This window comes from Actinoplanes sp. NPDC051343, from assembly GCF_044455125.1.
Taxonomy (GTDB): domain Bacteria; phylum Actinomycetota; class Actinomycetes; order Mycobacteriales; family Micromonosporaceae; genus Actinoplanes.
In genome coordinates this window covers 77,418-94,714 of sequence record NZ_JBITEL010000007.1, presented here as the reverse complement: position 1 = coordinate 94,714, position 17,297 = coordinate 77,418, and the positions used below count along the sequence as shown (strand labels likewise).

Annotated in this window: 16 protein-coding genes; 10 read left to right on the top strand and 6 right to left on the bottom strand. The window is 69.4% G+C overall.

The genetic code is table 11. The annotated features are described in order from the left end of the window. Nucleotides 1–66: 66 nt before the first annotated feature. The 5 genes from ACIA5C_RS23330 to ACIA5C_RS23310 all read right to left on the bottom strand — a co-directional run bounded on the left by ACIA5C_RS23330 (nucleotide 67) and on the right by ACIA5C_RS23310 (nucleotide 6,274). Nucleotides 67–1,653, bottom strand: coding sequence for a glycoside hydrolase family 13 protein (locus ACIA5C_RS23330; RefSeq protein ID WP_396057886.1), 1,587 nt, complete (start codon nucleotides 1,651–1,653; stop codon nucleotides 67–69). 72 nt (nucleotides 1,654–1,725) lie between these two features. After that, nucleotides 1,726–2,619 carry a carbohydrate ABC transporter permease gene (locus ACIA5C_RS23325; protein ID WP_396057884.1) on the bottom strand — a complete coding sequence of 298 codons (894 nt, stop codon included), beginning with the start codon at nucleotides 2,617–2,619 and terminating at the stop codon, nucleotides 1,726–1,728. Beyond that, on the bottom strand, nucleotides 2,619–3,569 hold the full coding sequence (locus ACIA5C_RS23320) for a carbohydrate ABC transporter permease (protein WP_396057882.1): 951 nt from the start codon (nucleotides 3,567–3,569) through the stop codon (nucleotides 2,619–2,621). The genes ACIA5C_RS23325 and ACIA5C_RS23320 overlap by 1 nt, the downstream gene beginning before the upstream one ends. A gap of 60 nt (nucleotides 3,570–3,629) precedes the next feature. Beyond that, nucleotides 3,630–5,015: an ABC transporter substrate-binding protein gene (locus tag ACIA5C_RS23315; protein ID WP_396057880.1), complete on the bottom strand. Its 1,386-nt coding sequence runs from the start codon at nucleotides 5,013–5,015 to the stop codon at nucleotides 3,630–3,632. A 254-nt stretch (nucleotides 5,016–5,269) separates the two neighbouring features. Beyond that, nucleotides 5,270–6,274, bottom strand: a complete 1,005-nt coding sequence (locus ACIA5C_RS23310; protein ID WP_396057878.1) for a LacI family DNA-binding transcriptional regulator — start codon at nucleotides 6,272–6,274, stop codon at nucleotides 5,270–5,272. A gap of 302 nt (nucleotides 6,275–6,576) precedes the next feature. Here ACIA5C_RS23310 and ACIA5C_RS23305 point away from each other — a divergent pair, with 302 nt between their 5' ends. From ACIA5C_RS23305 to ACIA5C_RS23265, 9 genes are read left to right on the top strand one after another with little or no spacing between them, the layout of a single operon-like run. After that, entirely contained in the window at nucleotides 6,577–6,855 is a 279-nt protein-coding gene (locus ACIA5C_RS23305) for a type II toxin-antitoxin system Phd/YefM family antitoxin (protein ID WP_396057875.1), read from the top strand. Further along, nucleotides 6,852–7,262 (top strand): type II toxin-antitoxin system VapC family toxin, encoded by a 411-nt coding sequence (locus ACIA5C_RS23300; protein WP_396057873.1) that lies wholly within the window; start codon nucleotides 6,852–6,854, stop codon nucleotides 7,260–7,262. The genes ACIA5C_RS23305 and ACIA5C_RS23300 overlap by 4 nt, the downstream gene beginning before the upstream one ends. Next, on the top strand, nucleotides 7,214–7,873 hold the full coding sequence (locus ACIA5C_RS23295; RefSeq protein ID WP_396057871.1) for a methyl-accepting chemotaxis protein: 660 nt from the start codon (nucleotides 7,214–7,216) through the stop codon (nucleotides 7,871–7,873). The genes ACIA5C_RS23300 and ACIA5C_RS23295 overlap by 49 nt, the downstream gene beginning before the upstream one ends. A 13-nt stretch (nucleotides 7,874–7,886) precedes the next feature. Continuing rightward, nucleotides 7,887–8,291, top strand: a complete 405-nt coding sequence (locus ACIA5C_RS23290) for a YchJ family protein (RefSeq protein ID WP_396057869.1) — start codon at nucleotides 7,887–7,889, stop codon at nucleotides 8,289–8,291. Between the two features lie 22 nt (nucleotides 8,292–8,313). After that, the gene (locus tag ACIA5C_RS23285) at nucleotides 8,314–9,168 is read left to right on the top strand and encodes a tryptophan 2,3-dioxygenase (protein WP_396057867.1); all 855 of its coding nucleotides are present in this window, start codon (nucleotides 8,314–8,316) and stop codon (nucleotides 9,166–9,168) included. Beyond that, a complete protein-coding gene (gene kynU, locus ACIA5C_RS23280; RefSeq protein ID WP_396057865.1) occupies nucleotides 9,165–10,394 on the top strand; it encodes a kynureninase in 1,230 nt (409 codons plus the stop codon). The genes ACIA5C_RS23285 and kynU overlap by 4 nt, the downstream gene beginning before the upstream one ends. Further along, nucleotides 10,391–11,494 carry an amidohydrolase gene (locus tag ACIA5C_RS23275; RefSeq protein ID WP_396057863.1) on the top strand — a complete coding sequence of 368 codons (1,104 nt, stop codon included), beginning with the start codon at nucleotides 10,391–10,393 and terminating at the stop codon, nucleotides 11,492–11,494. Before kynU ends, ACIA5C_RS23275 begins: the two co-directional genes overlap by 4 nt. Next, nucleotides 11,491–12,312 carry an SDR family oxidoreductase gene (locus tag ACIA5C_RS23270; RefSeq protein WP_396057861.1) on the top strand — a complete coding sequence of 274 codons (822 nt, stop codon included), beginning with the start codon at nucleotides 11,491–11,493 and terminating at the stop codon, nucleotides 12,310–12,312. The genes ACIA5C_RS23275 and ACIA5C_RS23270 overlap by 4 nt, the downstream gene beginning before the upstream one ends. Before the next feature lie 9 nt (nucleotides 12,313–12,321). Then, a complete protein-coding gene (locus ACIA5C_RS23265; protein WP_396057859.1) occupies nucleotides 12,322–13,155 on the top strand; it encodes a hypothetical protein in 834 nt (277 codons plus the stop codon). A gap of 308 nt (nucleotides 13,156–13,463) precedes the next feature. On the opposite strand, the gene ACIA5C_RS23260 is transcribed toward ACIA5C_RS23265, so the two are convergent. After that, on the bottom strand, nucleotides 13,464–14,534 hold the full coding sequence (locus tag ACIA5C_RS23260) for an NAD-dependent epimerase/dehydratase family protein (protein WP_396057857.1): 1,071 nt from the start codon (nucleotides 14,532–14,534) through the stop codon (nucleotides 13,464–13,466). Nucleotides 14,535–14,710: 176 nt separating this feature from the next. Here ACIA5C_RS23260 and ACIA5C_RS23255 point away from each other — a divergent pair, with 176 nt between their 5' ends. Then, on the top strand, nucleotides 14,711–17,293 hold the full coding sequence (locus ACIA5C_RS23255; protein WP_396057853.1) for a glutamate--cysteine ligase: 2,583 nt from the start codon (nucleotides 14,711–14,713) through the stop codon (nucleotides 17,291–17,293). Nucleotides 17,294–17,297: the final 4 nt, after the last annotated feature.

The window sequence follows — 17,297 nt, the reverse complement described above, 5'->3', positions numbered from 1 at the left end:
TGAACCCCTGCCTTCTGATCACCAGCTGCCCGGCGCCGCCCGGTGGAGGGCGACGCCGGGGAGACTTCAGCGCATGCGCAGCCAAACGGCGGTGTCCGGGGGGATGCGGTCACCGTCGAGAGGGCCACTGGCGAGCAGAAGGGACTCGTGGTCCGGCAGCGCCACCGGCGCGTCGGACAGGTTGAGGACGCACGCGAACGCGGCGCCCCGGCAGTACGCGAGGACCTGGGGATGCAGGTCGATCCACGCCATCGCCGAGTCGTGCAGGCCCAGCTCGTCGCGGCGTAGCGCGATCGCGGACCTGTACAACGAGAGCATCGAACTGGGGTCGCCGCTCTGGGCCTGGGCGGTCAGGCCCTTCCAGTCCGGGGGCTGGGGCAGCCACGGCGTGGCGGTGCTGAACGCAAACGGCGGCTCGTCGCCCGACCAGGGCAGGGGCACCCGGCAGCCGTCCCGGCCGTGCCCGCGCCGGGCCCACATCGGGTCCTGGTGCTGATCTTCCGGGATCGCCTCGTTCTCCCACAGGCCGAGCTCCTCGCCCTGATAGATGTAGGTGGCGCCGGGCAGCGAGAGCGACAGCAGGGCCGCCGCGCGAGCGCGCCGGGTGCCCAGCTCGAGGTCGACCGGGGTGCCGTCGAGGTTGTTGTGGAAGCTGAACGTCGTGTCCTCGCGCCCGTAGCGGGTCACGTGACGGGTGACGTCGTGATTGGACAACACCCAGGTGGCCGGGGCGCCGACGGCGGCATGGGCGTGGAGCGTACGGTCGATGCTCTCCCGCATCAGCGTCGGGTCCCACGCGCAGCCGAGCAGGTCGAAGTTGAACGCGGCGTGCAACTCGTCCGGGCGGAGGTAGTTGGCGAACCGCTCGACCTCCGGCATCCACACCTCGCCGATCAGGGCACGGTCTCCCGCGTACGAATCGGAGACGCGCCGCCAGGCGCGATAGACGTCATGGACCCCGTCAAGATCCTGGAACGGGTGCGGCGTGTCCGCCACGACCTCCGGCAGTGTGGGGTCCTTGAGCAGCAGGGCGGCCGAGTCGATGCGGATGCCGTCGACCCCGCGGTCGAACCAGAACCGCAGGATGCTCTCGAACTCGGCCCGTACCGCCGGGTGGTCCCAGTTGAGGTCGGGCTGCTCCGGGGTGAACAGGTGCAGGTACCAGGCGCCGTCGGGCGTACGCGTCCAGGTCGTGCCGTCGAACTCCCCTCGCCAGTCCGTCGGCATCTGGTCGCCGTTCTCGCCCCGGCCGGGCCGGAACCAGAACAGCTCGCGCTCGGGCGCCGCCGGGTCGGCCAGCGCGGCCTTGAACCACGGGTGCTCGCTCGAGATGTGGTTGGGCACGATGTCGACGATCATGCGGATGCCGGCCGCGTGCGCCTCCTCGATCAGCGTCTCGGCCTCGGCCAGGGTGCCGAAGACCGGGTCGATGTCGCGGAAGTCGGCCACGTCGTAGCCGCCGTCGGCCATCGGCGACGGGTACCACGGGCTCATCCAGATCGCGTCGACACCTAGCTCGCGCAGGTGTCCCAGGTGCGTGCGGATGCCGCCGATGTCCCCGACCCCGTCGCCGTTCCCGTCGGCGAAACTTCGCGGGTACACCTGGTAGATAACCGCGCTACGCCACCACGGACCACCGTCTGTTGTGGACACAAGCACCTGCTTTCTGCGTATATTTCAGTTGGTTTAGGACAGGGTGATCCCGGCGGGCGGGACCCTGGCCCGCTAGCCCTTGACGCTGCCGGCAGTCAGGCCGGACATGATGTTGCGCTGGAAGATCAGAAAGATGATCACGGTCGGGATCGCCGCGATGACCGAGGCGGCGACCACCTCGTTCATCGGCGAGCCACCGGAGAAGGCATAGATGCCGACGCTGAGCGTGCGCGTCTCCGGCGACGGCATCACCAGCTTCGGCCAGAGGAAGTCCTTCCAGACCGCGGTCACCGCAAAGATCGAGACCACGCCGAGGATCGGCCGCGACATCGGCAGGATGATCGACCAGAGCGTGCGCAGCGGCGACGCGCCGTCGACCATGGCCGCCGCCATGAGGTCCTCGGGGATCGAGTCGAAGAACCGCTTGAGCAGGAAGATGTTGAACGCGTTGGCGATCAGCGGTAGCCAGATCGCCCACGGCGAGTCGAGCAGGCTGACGTGCACGAGCGGCAGGTCGATCGCGGTCACGTACTGGGGGACGATCAGCACCATCGCCGGGATCATCAGCGTGGCCAGCATCAGACCCAGGACCACGTTGCCGAAGATCGGGCGGAGCTTGGAAAGCGCGTACGCCGCCGCCGTGTCGAAGATGAGCTGGAACACCACCGCGCCGGCCGCGTAGTAGAACGTGTTGAACATCAGCTTGCCGAGGTTGAGGTCGTTCCACGCGTCGGAGTAGTTCGACGGCTGGGGATGCTGGGGGAACAACGTCGGCGGGGTCTGCGCGATCTCCTGGCCCGACTTGAGCGCGCCGGTGACCATCCAGTAGAGCGGCCCGATGAACACGACGGTGAAGACGAGCACCACCGCCGCGAGCACGATCCAATAGAGGACCTTGCCCCGGCCGCGGCCGATCTGGGCGTCGGAGATGAGCGTCCGGCTGCCCGAATCCGTTGTCTTGGCCATCAGGCGTTCTCCTTCGTGGTGAGCCGCACGTAGACGGCAGAGAAGGCGGCGAGGACCAGCAGCATGATGATGCCCAGCGCAGCGGCGCCGTTGAGGTCGTTCTGGAAGAAGCCGTGCTGGTAGATCAGATAGGCGACCGACGTGGCCGAGTCCTGGACGCCGGCGCCGTTGGCCAGGATCAGCGGTTCGATGAACAGCTGCATGGTGGCGACGATCTGCAGCATCGCGAGCAGCGCCAGGATCAGCCGGGTCTGCGGGATGGTCACGCTCCACATCCGACGAAGGACGCCCGCACCGTCGAGCTCGGCCGCCTCGTAGAGCTCGCCCGGGATCGTCTGCAGCGAGGCCAGATAGATCAGCACCGCGCTGCCCATGTTCATCCAGGTCGAGGCGATCACCATGGCCGGGACCGCGACCGCGGTCGACTGCATCCACTGGGAGGTCGGGAGATGCAGGGCGCTCAGGATCGCGTTGAACAGGCCGGCCTTGCTCGGGTCGTACGCGTAGTACTTGAAGAGGAAGAGCGACGAGGCGGGCGGCAGCATCACCGGCAGGTAGACCAGGATCCGCAGATATCCCTTGGCGTGCCGCAACTCGTTGAGCAGGATCGCCACGAAGAACGGCACCGCGTAGCCGAGAACCATTGCCAGGACCGTGAAATAGAGGGTGTTCTTCCACGCGGCCCAGAAGCTCACGTCGTGCACGATGCGGACGTAGTTGTCCCAGCCCACCCACGTGGTCACGCCGCGCCTGGTGTGCTGGAAGCTCATCACGACGCCGCGGATCATCGGGTACCAGTAGAAGAGGGCGAAGCACAGGATCGCCCCGATCAGGAACGTGTATCCGGTGACGTTGTCCTGGAACTTGCGGCCCATGCTCGTGCGTCGGGCCTTCATCAGGTAGGGCGACGCCGAGCGGCGGGCCTTTACCGGGGCGGTGGTGATCGCCAAGGGAGACTCCTTCTCCTCCGATGCGGGGACCTGGCGGCCCCCGCATCTTCATTGGCTCGGTCAGCTACCGGAGGCCATGAGTGAGTTGACCTTGGTCTCGGCGGTCGAGAGCAGCTGGTCGACGCTGGCGTTCTGCTTGGTCAGCACGCCGGACATCGCGCTGTCGAGCACCGCGTAGATCGCCTGGGCGTTCTTCGGCTCGACCTTGATCGGCACCGGGTTCTGCTCGAAGAGCGCGAAGTTCTCCGCCGGCAGGTTGGCGTTGGCCTTGCGGTCCGACTGCTCCTGCGTCGCCGCCGGGCTGCCGTTGGTGAACAGCTGCGGCTCGGGCAGGCCGACCGGCTGGTTCTGCGGCTTGGCCCGGGGGTAGTCGAACTGGCCCTTGCCCGGGGTCAGCTTCTCGAAGGCGAGCCACTTCAGGCCGGCCTTGACCTGGTCGGGAGTCAGGCCCTTCTTGAAGAAGTAACCCTCGCCGCCGCCGAGGGCGGCCTTGGCCGGGCCGTCCTGGCCAGGCATCGGGCCCATCGCCCAGTCCTCGTACTTGCCCTTGAACTGGGTGACGATCGCGGTGGTGACGTCGGGCGCGCCGATCAGCATGCCGACCTTGTTGGACGCGGCGAGCGTCAGCAGGTCGGGCCACTGCAGCAGCTGGCGGGTGCCCATGCTGTTGTCGGTGAAGCGCATGTCCTTGAGGTTCTGCAGGACCTGCTTGCCCATCGGGTTGTTGAAGTCGGCCTTCTTGCTGTCGTCGCTCAGCATCTGGCCGCCCAGCGAGTAGAGCTCGGCGGCGTAGTGCCAGCCGCCGGTGTTGCCGGCGCTGTAGTCGCCGTAGCCGGCGACCCCGCCGCCGAGCGCCGAGATCTTCTTGGCCGCGGCCCGGACGTCGGCCCAGGTCTTGGGCGGGTTGCTGACGTCGAGACCGGCCTTGGCGAACAGCGTCTTGTTGTAGAGCAGGCCCATCGAGTAGTTCTTCGTCGGGATGGCGTACTGCTTGCCGCCGTCCTGGAAGATCGCCTTGGCCTGCGGGTCGATGTCGTCCCAGGTCGGGATGTTGTCCTTGGTCGCGTACTGGCTGATGTCCATCGCCTGGCCCGAGTCGAGCACCTGCTGGACGTCGGTCATGTAGGCGTAGAAGACGTCGGTCTCGGTGCCGCCGGTGAGGCGGGCGGTGAAGTCCGGCGGGTTGTCGCACTGCTGCCCGACACTCACGCTCTTGATCGTGATGTTCGGGTTCTGCGCCTGGAAGGCGGCGACGTCGTCGTTCCAGTCCTTCTGAAGGTCCTTCTGCGAGTTGTCCGGCTGGCAGTCGACCGAGATGGTCACCTTGCCGCCGGCGCTCTTGGAGCCGCTGTCGTCGCTGCTCTTGGTGGAGCACGCCGCGAGGCTGAGTCCCAGGCCGGCCGCTAGGGCTGCTGCCACGGCCTTCCGGTATTGCGGTACGGACATGAGTCCATCCCTTCTCCGAACGAAGCTATCCATGGACTTCACTGATCTGCGCTGTCGTCGCCGCGTGTTCCCCGGGGTCGCCGCCGAGGCCCAGCGTGAGTGGAGTCACTGTAACTAGGCCGTCGTATTTCGGCAAGGTTTCGACTGTGCTTTGAAAAGATGCGACTGAAACTCCGGCAGATGTACACAGGATGCCTCCGGGAAACGAAAAAGGGCGAGCCCGCAGGCCCGCCCTTTCCGTACGTTCGTGCTGGTCAGACTCTTGTCAAAGCCGGACCCGTCGACCCGCGCACCACCAGTTCCGGCTCGAACAGCAACTCGTCGGGCGCGACACCGCTGCCCTCGATCTGGTTGACAAGCAGGTCGACCGCCGCCTGCCCCATCATCTCGATCGGCTGCCGCACGGTCGTCAGCGGCGGGTCGGTGCACGTCATCAGCGCCGAGTCGTCGTAGCCCACGACCGAGATGTCACGGGGCACCTCGAGGCCGAGCCGGCGGGCGGCGCGGATGGAACCGAGCGCGATCACGTCGCTCGCGCAGATCATGCCGGTCACGCCCTTCTCGATCAGGCGCCCCGCGGCCAGGCGGGCACTCTCCATCGAGAACGTGGTGCGCTCGACGAACCAGGACTCGCCCTGCACCCCGGCGATCTGGGCCAGGGCGGCTATCTTGCGCCGGGACGGCACATGGTCCTCCGGGCCCATGACCATGCCGACCCGCCGGTGACCCAGCGACTTCAGGTGCCCGTACGCCTGCTCGACCGCCACCGCGTCGTCGGTCGAGATGTGCGGGAACCCCAGGTCGTCGACGCCCGCATTGACCATGACGACCGGCATGCGGCGGTCGGTCAGCGCCCGGTAGTGCCCGTGCTCGGCGTCGGCCAGCGCGTACGACCCGCCGGCGAACACCACGCCCGACACCTGATGGTCGAGCAGCATCTCGATGTAGTCACGCTCGGGCACGCCGCCGATCGTGCGGGCCGCCAGCAGCGGGGTGAATCCGCGCTGCGCGAGCGAGGCCGTCACCACCTCGGCCAGCGCCGGGAAGATCGGGTTCTGCAGTTCGGGCAGGACGAGGCCGACCAGCCGGCCGCGCTCGCCCCGCAGTTTGGTGGGCCGCTCATAACCCAGGACATCGAGCGCGGTCAGCACCGACGCCCGGGTGGCCTCGGAGACACCGTTGCGCCCGTTGAGCACCCGGCTCACGGTCGCCTCGCTGACCCCGGCCTTCTTAGCCACCTCGGCTAGACGTTTGGTCACGGCGGAATCCTACGTCAGCGGACTGCAAATCTCGAACCGCAGCTTGCAGCCGGTACGAGGCAGCGTGACTGGAATTGCAAACCCTGTCATAAGTACCGACCGCGCCCACCACCATTGTTTCCACGATGTTGCGCGACCTGTACACCTCCGCCACCCGAAACCGAGAGTTATGCGAGTAAGCAAACACTCTCCGTAGTCGCCCGCACCGCAGGATCCGTCACCGCTTACACCTCGGTTCCATAACGCGCCTGCTTCGAAGACCGTCCTTCGCGGGTAGAACATTTCGTTCTACACTTGATGCCATGGAGAGTATCGGTGTCCGGGAGCTGAATCAGAACACTAGTCAGGTGCTGGCACGGGTCAGCGGTGGCGAGACAGTAGAGATCACCGATCGTGGGCATCCGATCGCTCGGCTGGTCCCGGTGGACGGTGACCGGACCGTCCTGGCGCGGCTGGTGGCCTCCGGGCGGGCGGCTGCCCCGACCAGCTCCGGGCCGGTACCCCTGCCGCCGAAGCTCGGCGACGACAGCGTGGACGTGGCGGCAGCGCTCGCCGAGATGCGGGACGAGGAGCGCTGGTGATCTACCTCGACTCCGCCGCCGTCGTCAAACTGGTCCGGCAGGAGGCCAACAGCGCCGATCTGGCCTCCTGGCTGCATGCACATAAGGACGTGCCACTGGTTTCCTCCGCCCTGGTCGAGGTCGAAGTTCCCCGAGCCCTCCGCCGTTTCGCGCCGCAGGCCTTGGTGGGCGTCCCGGCCGCGGTCGGGCGTCTCTTCCGGCTCGAGATCGACGGGACGATTCGCGCGACCGCCGCCGCATACGCCGAGCCGACGCTTCGCAGCCTCGACTCCATCCACCTGGCGACAGCGCAGATCCTGACCCACGAGTCCGGGACTCCGCTGCTTGCCTTCGTCACCTACGACAAGCGCCTGCTCGAATGCGCCCGGGCGGCCGGGTTCCCCACGGCGAGCCCGGGCCAGGACTGATTCCGGCGAGACCGCGGTCCCGGCGGAATAGCGTAAATCTGCCCGGACCCCGCATATCGGATGAGATCGTGGAGCCGCGTAGCGGCGGTCGGAGCGGGGGCGGCATGAGCGAGTGGGACCAGGGTGACGACTGGACGGCCGACGCCACCGCGCAGGACGACTGGTCGTCGCCCGCGCAGCTGTCGGTGTCCGGGCACCGGCTGGCCGACGTCAGCAGCGACATGGCGACCGCCTGCCGGAACGCCGTGAAGGCCGCCGAAATGACGGTCGCCGTCATCCAGCGGCTCGAGTCCAAGGGCATCGAGATCGGCAAGGTCGTGCAGCTGATCGCCACGATCGCCAAGCAGACCAACCTGCTCGCGCTCAACGCGACCATCGAGGCGGCGCGGGCCGGCGAGGCCGGGCGCGGGTTCGCGGTCGTGGCCAGCGAGGTCAAGGACCTGGCCAACGAGACCGCAACCGCCACCAGCGAGATCGGCACCCAGGTCGGCGGCATCCGGGCCGACACGCAGAACGCGGTCGAGGCGATCGAGGAGATGCAGGGGCTGATCGGCGAACTGGTGCGGTGCCAGCAGGTGATCAGCGGGATCGTGGTCGAGCAGGCGGGCTGAGAGACTTCACACCATGGCGAAACAAGCTCTCTGCCCTTGCGGGCGCGGCCTGCCGTACGCGGAGTGCTGCGGCCCGGCCCACCAGGGCACCCCGCCCTCGTCCGCCGAGGCTCTCATGCGCTCGCGCTACAGCGCGTTCGCGCGAGACGACGACGACTACGTGCTCCGCACCTGGCACCCGCACACCCGCCCGGCCACGATCGAACCCGACACCGGCCTGCGCTGGGTCGGCCTCGACATCATCGAGTCGACCGGTGGCGGCCTGTTCGACGCCGAGGGCGTGGTCGAGTTCCGGGCGCACTACCGCGACCACGGCAAGCCCGGCGACATGGTCGAGCGGAGCCGGTTCGTACGCCACGAGGGTCAGTGGGTGTACTGGGGTCCGATCCTTACCGACGGGTCCCTCGCCAACCTCTGACCTCGTGTGTTCTCCTTCAGGCATGGCCGAGAACCAGCGACCCCTCGAGGACGGCATCGTCCACGATTTCAAGGTCAACCTCTCGTACGGGCGTTACCTGCACCTCGACGAGATTCTGCACGCTCAACACCCCGTGAGCGTTCCCGAACACCACGACGAGCTGCTGTTCATCCTGCAGCACCAGACCTCGGAGCTCTGGCTCAAGCTGGTACTGCACGAACTGCAGGCGGTGCTGCGCCAGCTGGCCAAGGACGAGCTGCGGCCGGCGCTCAAGGGTCTGGCCCGGGTCAAACACATCCAGCGCACGCTGACCGAGCAGTGGTCGGTGCTGGCGACGCTCACGCCCAGTGAATACGCGGAATTCCGTAGCTTCCTCGGCACCTCGTCGGGCTTCCAGTCCTACCAGTACCGGGCGGTCGAGTTCACACTCGGCAACAAGGACCGCCGGATGCTCTCGATCTTCAACGACGAGCCGGACGCCCGCGCGATGCTGGTCGAGGCCCTCGAGGCGCCCAGCGTCTACGACGAATTCCTGCGCTACCTGGCCCGGCACGGCCACGACGTGCCGGTCGAGCTGCTGCAGCGCGACGTCACCCTGCCGTACGCCTTCAACGAGGACCTGGTGCCCGTCTTCAAACGCATCTACTCCGACCCGGAGCAGTTCTGGGGGGCCTACGAGGCGTGCGAGGAACTGGTCGACCTGGAGGAAAACTTCCAGCTGTGGCGGTTCCGGCACCTCAAGACCGTGGAGCGCACGATCGGCTTCAAGCGTGGCACCGGCGGCTCCAGCGGCGTCAAGTTTCTGCGGGACGCGCTCGACCTGACGTTCTTCCCCGAGCTGTACGCCGTACGCACCGAGATCGGAGTCCCCCATTGAGCGACGACCTGCTCGAACGCGCCGCCGGCCTGGACGCGGCCGATCCGCTGGCCCGCTACCGCGACGACTTCATCACCCCGCCCGGCGCCGACATCATCTCCTACCTCGACGGCAACTCGCTCGGCCGCCCGCTCGCCGCGACCGCCACGCTGATGGAGCAGTTCATCCAGCGGCAGTGGGCGGGGCGGCTGATCCGCGGCTGGACCGACAGCTGGATGGAGTGGCCCCTCGAGTTGGGCGACCGGCTCGGCCGGGTCGCGCTCGGCGCCGGCCCGGGCCAGGTGGTGGTCGCCGACTCGACGACCGTACTGATCTACAAGCTGGCCCGGGCCGCGATCGGCGCCCGCCCGGGCCGCCGCAAGGTCGTGCTCGACACCGACAACTTCCCGACCGACCGCTACGTGCTGGAGGGCATCGCCGCCGACCGCGGCCTCGAACTGGTGTGGATCGAAACCGATCCGCGGGCGGGCATCCACCCGGCGCAGGTTTCCGAGAAGGTCGATTCCGACACCGCGCTCGTGCTGTTCAGCCACGTCGCGTACCGCTCGGGCTGGATGGCCGAGGTGGCCGAGATCAGCCGGATCGCGCACGAGGCCGGCGCGCTGGCGATGTGGGACCTGTGTCACTCGGCCGGGTCGGTGCCGATCTCCCTGGACGCGTGGGGCGTCGACCTGGCAGTCGGCTGCACCTACAAATATCTCAACGGGGGTCCGGGGGCGCCGGCTTTCGCGTACGCCCGGCGGGAGCTGCTCGCCGAGCTGCGGCAGCCGATCTGGGGTTGGATGGGCCATCGCGCGTCGTTCGAGATGGGTCCCGGCTACGAGCCGGCATCCGGCTCGCGGGCGCTGCTCAGCGGCACCCCGCCGATCCTGGCGATGGTTCCGCTGCACGCCAATCTCGACATGCTGGCGTCGGCCGGGATCGAGGCGGTGCGGGCAAAATCGGTGCTGCTCACCGAATATGCCCTCGATCTGGCCGACGCGTGGCTGGCGCCGCTGGGGGTTTCCGTGGTCAGCCCCCGCGACCCCGCGCGGCGCGGCGGGCACGTGACGCTGCGGCGGGCCGGTTTCGCCGATCTGCTCGACCCGCTGTGGGACAGCGGGGTCATCCCGGACTACCGGCAGCCGGACGGCCTGCGCATCGGACCGGCCGCGCTGAGCACGAGTTTCGGCGAGGTGCACCGCGGCCTGTCGGTCCTGCGCGACCTGCTCGCCAAGCAGTCGTGACGCAACTGGTGGCCGCCGCTTCGCTGTGGTGGGACGGCTCCTGGCACTCCGGTCAGGCCCTGCGGGTCGCCGATCTATCGGTGGTCGCCGCTCCGGACGATGTGCAGCGGTTGCCCGGCACGCTGCTGCCCGGCCTCACGGACCATCACGTGCACTCGGCGCTGGTCGACCTGCCGACGGTCCGGGCGGGTGGGGTCAGCGCGGTCTGGGATCTGGGCGGCGTCCCGGGAAAGGTCGCCGAGTTGGCTCGGCGGGCAGCAGCCCCGGTGGACGACGCCGAAAACTTGTCGGTGGGGGCTGCTCTAATGGCCCCACCCAGTACGGGGTGGGGGCGGTCCGGGGCGCCGCCGCTCCCCGGCCACGGGCGGTCCGGGATGCCGTCGCTCCCGGGCCACGGGCGGTCCGGGGCGCCGACGCTGCCGAGCGTTCGGTTTGCCGGGCCCTTTCTGAACGCTCCCGGCGGTTACCCGAGCGATCGGCCGTGGGCGCCGGCCGGAAGCTGGCGTTCGCTGGCCTCGGCCGGCGAGGCCGCCGACGCGGTCGATGCGGCCCATCGGCTCGGGGCCACGCTGATCAAGATGACGGCGCATGCGGGCGGGCCGCTGCTTTCGCTCAAGACGATGACGGCGGTTGCCGAGGCGGCGCACGCGCTGGAGTTGCCGGTTGTCGTGCACGCCGAGGGGGACGGCACGGTCGAGCGGTCCCTCGACTGCGGCGCCGACTTCCTGGCCCACACGCCGTGGACGTCGCCTCTCGATCCGGGGCTCGTCAAGGCCTGCGCCGCGCGGATGACGTGGATCAGCACGCTCGACATCCACGGCTGGGGAACGGAAACCCCGGAATCGGTCACCGCGGTCGGCAACCTTCGGCAGTTCCTGTCGTACGGCGGGAGCGTGCGCTACGGCACCGACCTGGGCAACGGGCCGTTGCCGCCGGCGATCAACGCGCGCGAGATCCGGCTGATGCAGTCGGCCGGGATGTCCCCGGCCGAGATCCTGGCTTCGATGGCCGGGCCGGGTGTCGCGTGGATTCCCGGCGGTCTCGACCTCGACCCGTCGGGGTTCGCGGATGTACTGGCCACAGCGAGGGTGCTCTCATGATCGTTGTTACCGGCGCCAGCGGGCGCCTCGGCGGCCGGGTCGCCCGTCTTCTCGGCGGCGGGACCCGTCTGGTCGTGCGCGACACATCCCGGGCCCCGGCGCTCGGATCGGAGGTCGTGACGGCTTCCTACAGCGACTTCGACGCGGTGCGGCAGGCGCTGGCGGGCGCCGACGTCGTGTTCATGGTCTCGGGTGCCGAGGCGCCGGATCGCGTTGCCCAGCACCGTAACTTCGTCGACGCGGCGGTCGCCGCCGGGGTCGGGCACCTCGTCTACACGTCGTTCGTCGGGGCGGCACCGGACGCGGTGTTCACGCTCGGCCGCGACCATTGGGCGACCGAGGAGCACATCCGGGCGAGTGGGCTGCCGTACACCTTCCTGCGCGACAACATCTACGCCGACTTCCTGCCGATGATGGCGGGCGAGGACGGCGTGATCCGCGGTCCGGCCGGCGACGGGCGGGCCGCGCTGGTCGCGCAGGACGACATCGCCGCGGCGGCGGTCGCCGTCCTGCGCTCGTTCCCGTCCCACGCCGGCCGGACGTACGACATGACGGGGCCCGCCGCGATCACGCTGACCGAAGCGGCGGCGACCGTCAGCGAGGTGACCGGCCGCGCGGTCCGTTTCCACGACGAGACCCTGGACGAGGCGTACGCGTCGCGGGCGGTCTACGGCGCCCCCGGCTGGCAGGTCGAGGCGTGGGTGAGCACGTACACGTCGATCGCGTCGGGCGAGTTGGCGGCGGTCAGCGACGACGTCCGGCTTCTGACCGGGCATCCGCCCATGTCGCTGCGCGAGCTGCTGACGCGCAATCCCTAAGATGCCCGGGTGCGCATCGAGTTCACGTACACCCGGGGGCCGGACCACTACGCCGGCCACCCGGCCGTACCCGGGAAGCATCCGTCGGCGACGCCGAGCTACGTCATCGCCGCCGTCATCTTCCTGGCCGGTGCCACCCGGACGGTGGCCGCGCTCGTCTCCGGCACCGGGCAGGCCGTGTCGTGCGGCGCCCTCGGCGTCCTGCTCGGCGCGTCGATCGCGGTCGCGGCCCGCCAGCGGCGAAAGGCCCGCTTCGTGATGCCGCCGTCCGCGATGGAACCACGGCAGTGGGTCGTCTCCGACGAGGGCGTAAAGATCTCGCACTCGGCCGCGTCGGTGACGGTCGCCTGGCCCGCCTTCCGGTACGTGCTGGAACTGCCGCGCGCCTACCTGTTCGTCATGAGGGACCCGGGCGACAAGCGCACCGTCGAGGCCCTCCGCGAGGTCTTCGCCCGGCACGGCATCGCGCTCTACTCGCGGCCGATGGTGGGCCGACATGCTGCTGGAGTTCAGCTCGACCCGCACACCGGGCCGCGGCCTGCTCCGGGCCGACTGATCGCGGTCGCCGGCACTCAGACGCCGTCCGGCTCCGCCGGGCGACGGTGCTCGTCGGCTCCGCTCCGGCCATGGGCCGGTCGCTGCCGCGCCTCCTCGGCCAGAGAGTCGTCGACCCGCGCCTCGGCCCGATCTGCCTTGGCGGCATCCCGATGTTCGTGCGCCTGCCTGCGGTGCGTCTCGGCATCGCCCAGGCCGGCGTCCGCGGATCGCTCGTGCAGCATCGCAGCCGACTCATGCATCTCCGCGCTCGACCTCGCGGCGGTCGCCGCGTTCTCAGCGGACTGAATCGACAATCTCTGGGACTCGTCGGCGAGCTCGGCGGCGTGGTCGGCCTGGTGGACGGTCGAACCTTCCGGCTTGGCGCCCTGCCCGGCCGCCGAGGACTCCTGGCCGCGCAGTTCCGCCAGACGACCCGCCGCCTCCGCGGCTCGCTGCCGCGCCTGGCCGGCGCGATCGTGTGCGTCTTTCGCCCGGCGCCCACGTCGGTCACGGGCCGCCTGCTCCTCGGAGTCAGTCATGGCTCAATCATCCATCGCACGACCGCCGGAAGACGCACCCGGAAGCCCGGGAGGACGGCGTCTTTCGTACGGAACTCAGGCCTTCCAGACGTCCTGGTTGGCCTCGTACATCTCGCGGAGGATGGCCGGCACGTCGTAGGTCAGCTTCCAGTCCGGGTAGTCCTCCTGGAAACGGCCGATGCCGCTGATCCACCACTGGTGGTCGCCGACCCGGTTTTCCTCGACGTACTCGGTGCGGGCCTCGAGACCGGTGATGTCCGAGGCGATCTTGAACGCCTCGATGTGGCTGCAGTTGGAGAAGCGGCCGCCGCCCATGTTGTAGACGCCGGCGACGCGGGGCGCTCGGAAGAAGGCCTCGAACGCGGTGACGAGGTCGTGCGAGTGGATGGCGTCGCGGACCATCTTGCCCTTGTAGCCGTAGATGCGGTAAACGCGCTGTTCCATCACGCAGCGCATGACGTACGCCAGGAAGCCGTGGAGTTCCGCGGCCGAGTGACCGGGGCCGGTCAGCGTGCCGCCGCGGAAGACGGCGGTCGGCATGTCGAAGTAGCGGCCGTACTCCTGGACCATCACGTCGGCGGCCACCTTCGAGGCGCCGAAGACCGAGTGCAGGCACTGGTCGATCGACATGGTCTCGTCGATGCCGCCGTACCACTTGTGGTCGGCGGGCAGTTCCCAGCGGGTCTCCTGCTCGATCAGCGGCAGCGAGTTGGGCAGGTCGCCGTAGACCTTGTTGGTCGACGTGAAGATGAACGGCGCGTCGGCGCAGTGCTGCCGGACCGCCTCGAGCATGTTGATCGTGCCGACCGCGTTGACGTCGAAGTCGGTGAACGGCTCGCGGGCGGCCCAGTCGTGCGACGGCTGGGCCGCGCAGTGGATGACCAGCCCGACGTTGCGGCCGAGCTTGGCGAAGAGCGCCGCCAGCTTCTCCCGGTCGCGGATGTCGATGTCGTGGTGCGTGTAGCGGTCGCCGACCTCCTTCTTGAGGCGGTCGAGGTTCCACTTGGTGGAGCCGTCGGCGCCGAAGAAGTAACCACGCATGTCGTTGTCGATGCCGACCACGTCCATGCCGAGGCCGGCGAAGTGCCGAACCGATTCCGACCCGATCAGTCCGGCGGATCCGGTCACGACGACGACACTGCTCATCTGGACAACCTCCGGTAGTAGAGAACGGGCCCGAGGCTACCGGGTGTGCACCCGGGGGGTGGCCGCCGGTGGGGGTCCGATGCTTGGCGCGAGCCGGAAATGGGCACGCAACACAGTCGGTACATCCGATGGCGAGGCTCCGGCTGATCCCCCGGACAGAACAGGCGGTCGAGAGAATGACGGAGTCCCTGCGCGTGACGACGGCGCACCCGGCGGCTGAACCCGAGCTCACCCTGGGCGTCGAGGAGGAGTTGCACGTCGTCGACCTGGTCACCCGCGAGCTGGTGCCACGGGCCCCCGAGATCCTGGCCCGCCTGGACGACGGCCACTTCTCGGCCGAATTGCACCGTTCCGTGGTCGAGACGAACACGCCGGTGGCCGGCACTCTCGACGACCTGCGGGACGGCATCGCCGGTCGGCGGAAGACCGCGATCAGGGTCGCGGAGTCGCTCGGGCTCGGTCTGGTCGCCGCCGGGACCGTGCCGCTGGTCGACCTGGACTCACTCCCGGTGACGCCGACGTCGCGCTACCGCCGGATGCTCGACGACTACCAGTTGCTGGCCCGCGAGCAGCTGATCTGTGGCGCCCAGGTACACGTCTCGGTGCCGGACTCCGACGAAGCGGTCGCGGTGGCCCAGCGGGTCGCGCCGCATCTGCCGGTGCTGCTCGCGCTGAGCGCCAGCTCGCCGTTCTGGATGGGCGAGGACTCCGGCTACGCCAGCGTGCGCTCGCTGGTGTGGCTGCGCTGGCCGACCGCCGGCGACCCGGGCGTGCTGAATTCGGCCGCCGAGTTCGACGAACTGGTCGATGACCTGCTCGCCTCGGAGACGATCACCGACCCGAAAATGGTCTATTTCGACGTGCGCCCGTCGGCCCACCTGCCGACCGTCGAGCTGCGGGTCACCGATTCGTCCCCCGATGTCGACACCGTGGTCCTGCTGGCCGGGATCTTCCGGGCGCTCGCGAAGAAGGCCCGCGACGAGCATCGGGCGGGCGTACCCCTGGTGAAGAGCAAGCCCCCGCTGCACCGGGCGGCGATGTGGCGGGCCGCCCGCTCGGGCCTCGAGGGCGACCTCCTCGATCTGCCCCACTCCCCGGTGCCGGTGCCGGCCGCGGTCGCGGTCGAGCGCCTGGTCAACGACCTTCGCCCGCAGCTGGAAGAGCTGGGTGACTGGGAACAGGTCTTCGACCTTTCGGTGCGGGCGCTCAGCCGGGGCAGCTCGGCGGCCCGCCAGCGCCGGGCTCTCGCCCGGCGCGGCCGGCTCTCCGACGCGGTCGATCTGGTGGTGGCGGACACGCGAGGCGGGTCGACGGGTCTCGCGCCGATCGGCGCCGGCGACACGGTGCCGGGCGGCCTTTTCCCGTACGCGCGGAGCGGTGACGAAGCATTCCGGGACGGTGAGGTCGCCCCGGAGTACGCCGAACTGGTGACCGCGCTCAGCGGGCTCGGCTCGGCCGGTCTGCGCCGCCGCGAGGACAAGCGGGACGACGAGCAGCGGGCGCGCGGCATCACGTTCAGCGTGGCCGGTGAGGCGGCCACCCGGCTGTTCCCGTTCGACCTGGTGCCCCGGCTGGTGCCGGCCACCGACTGGCGCGATCTGCAGGCCGGCCTGGTGCAGCGGGTGCGGGCGCTGAACGCGTTCGTCAACGACGTCTACGGCGAGCGCGCCGCCGTCCGCGACGGCATCGTCCCCGGCTGGGTCGTCGACGGCTCCCCCGAACTACGGCCGAGCGGCGCCCTGATCGGCACCGACCGCGTACGCACCCAGGTGGCGGGCGTCGACCTGGTCCGCGACGACCGGGGCGCCTGGCGGGTGCTGGAGGACAACCTGCGGGTGCCGTCGGGCATCGCGTACGCCATGCAGAACCGGCGTCTCACCGAGAGCGTCCTCCCCGAGCTGCCGGAACCGCCCGGTCTTCTGGGTGTCGAAGACACCCCGGCGATGTTGCGACGCGCCCTGCGCGAGTCGGCCCGCCCGGCCGCCGCCGACGACCCGCGCCTGGTCGTGCTCAGCTACGGCCCGGACGACTCGGCCTGGTTCGAGCATCGGCTGCTGGCCGAGGAGATGGGCGTGCCGGTGGTGCGCAGCACAGAGCTGTTCGTCGACGGCACGCGGGTCTTCCGGACCCGGGACGGCAAGCGCTACCCGGTCGACGTGGTCTATCTGCGGATGGACGAGGACACGCTGATGCATGCGCCCGGCGCCGACGGGATGCCGCTGGGCCCGAGTCTGGTCGCGGCGCTGCACGCGGACACCGTGGTGCTGGCCAACGCGCTCGGCAACGGGGTCGGCGACGACAAGGCGATCTACGCGTTCGTGCCGAAGTTCATCGACTACTACCTGGGCGAGCGGCCGCTGCTGGCCGACGTGCCGACCTATCTGTGCGGGCTGCCCGACGAGCGGGCCGAGGTGCTCGGCCGGCTCGAGGAGCTGGTCTGCAAGCCGGTCGACGGCTACGGTGGCGACCGCATCGTGATCGGCCCGCACGCGACGCCCGACGAGCTCGACGCCGTGCGCCGGCAGATCCTCACCGCCCCGCACCGCTGGGTCGCGCAGGAGGTCGTACGGCTGTCCACCCATCCGGTCTTCGACGGCCACGAGCTGTCCCCCCGGCACGTCGACCTGCGTGCGTTCGTCTTCACCGGGGCCGAATCGCACGTCGCGCCGGCCGCGCTGACCCGGGTCGCCCCGTCCGGCAGCATGATCGTCAACTCCTCGCGAGGCGGCGGTTCCAAGGACACCTGGTTGTTGAGCTGAGGAG

Bases quoted from the DNA above. Each gene is read 5' to 3' on its own strand.
- ACIA5C_RS23325 (WP_396057884.1), bottom strand. From the start codon at position 2,619: ATGGCCAAGACAACGGATTCGGGCAGCCGGACGCTCATCTCCGACGCC.
- ACIA5C_RS23270 (WP_396057861.1), top strand. From the start codon at position 11,491: ATGATCGTTGTTACCGGCGCCAGCGGGCGCCTCGGCGGCCGGGTCGCC.
- ACIA5C_RS23255 (WP_396057853.1), top strand. From the start codon at position 14,711: ATGACGGAGTCCCTGCGCGTGACGACGGCGCACCCGGCGGCTGAACCC.
- ACIA5C_RS23315 (WP_396057880.1), bottom strand. From the start codon at position 5,015: ATGTCCGTACCGCAATACCGGAAGGCCGTGGCAGCAGCCCTAGCGGCC.
- ACIA5C_RS23285 (WP_396057867.1), top strand. From the start codon at position 8,314: ATGGCCGAGAACCAGCGACCCCTCGAGGACGGCATCGTCCACGATTTC.
- ACIA5C_RS23260 (WP_396057857.1), bottom strand. From the start codon at position 14,534: ATGAGCAGTGTCGTCGTCGTGACCGGATCCGCCGGACTGATCGGGTCG.
- ACIA5C_RS23290 (WP_396057869.1), top strand. From the start codon at position 7,887: ATGGCGAAACAAGCTCTCTGCCCTTGCGGGCGCGGCCTGCCGTACGCG.
- ACIA5C_RS23295 (WP_396057871.1), top strand. From the start codon at position 7,214: ATGCGCCCGGGCGGCCGGGTTCCCCACGGCGAGCCCGGGCCAGGACTG.
- ACIA5C_RS23305 (WP_396057875.1), top strand. From the start codon at position 6,577: ATGGAGAGTATCGGTGTCCGGGAGCTGAATCAGAACACTAGTCAGGTG.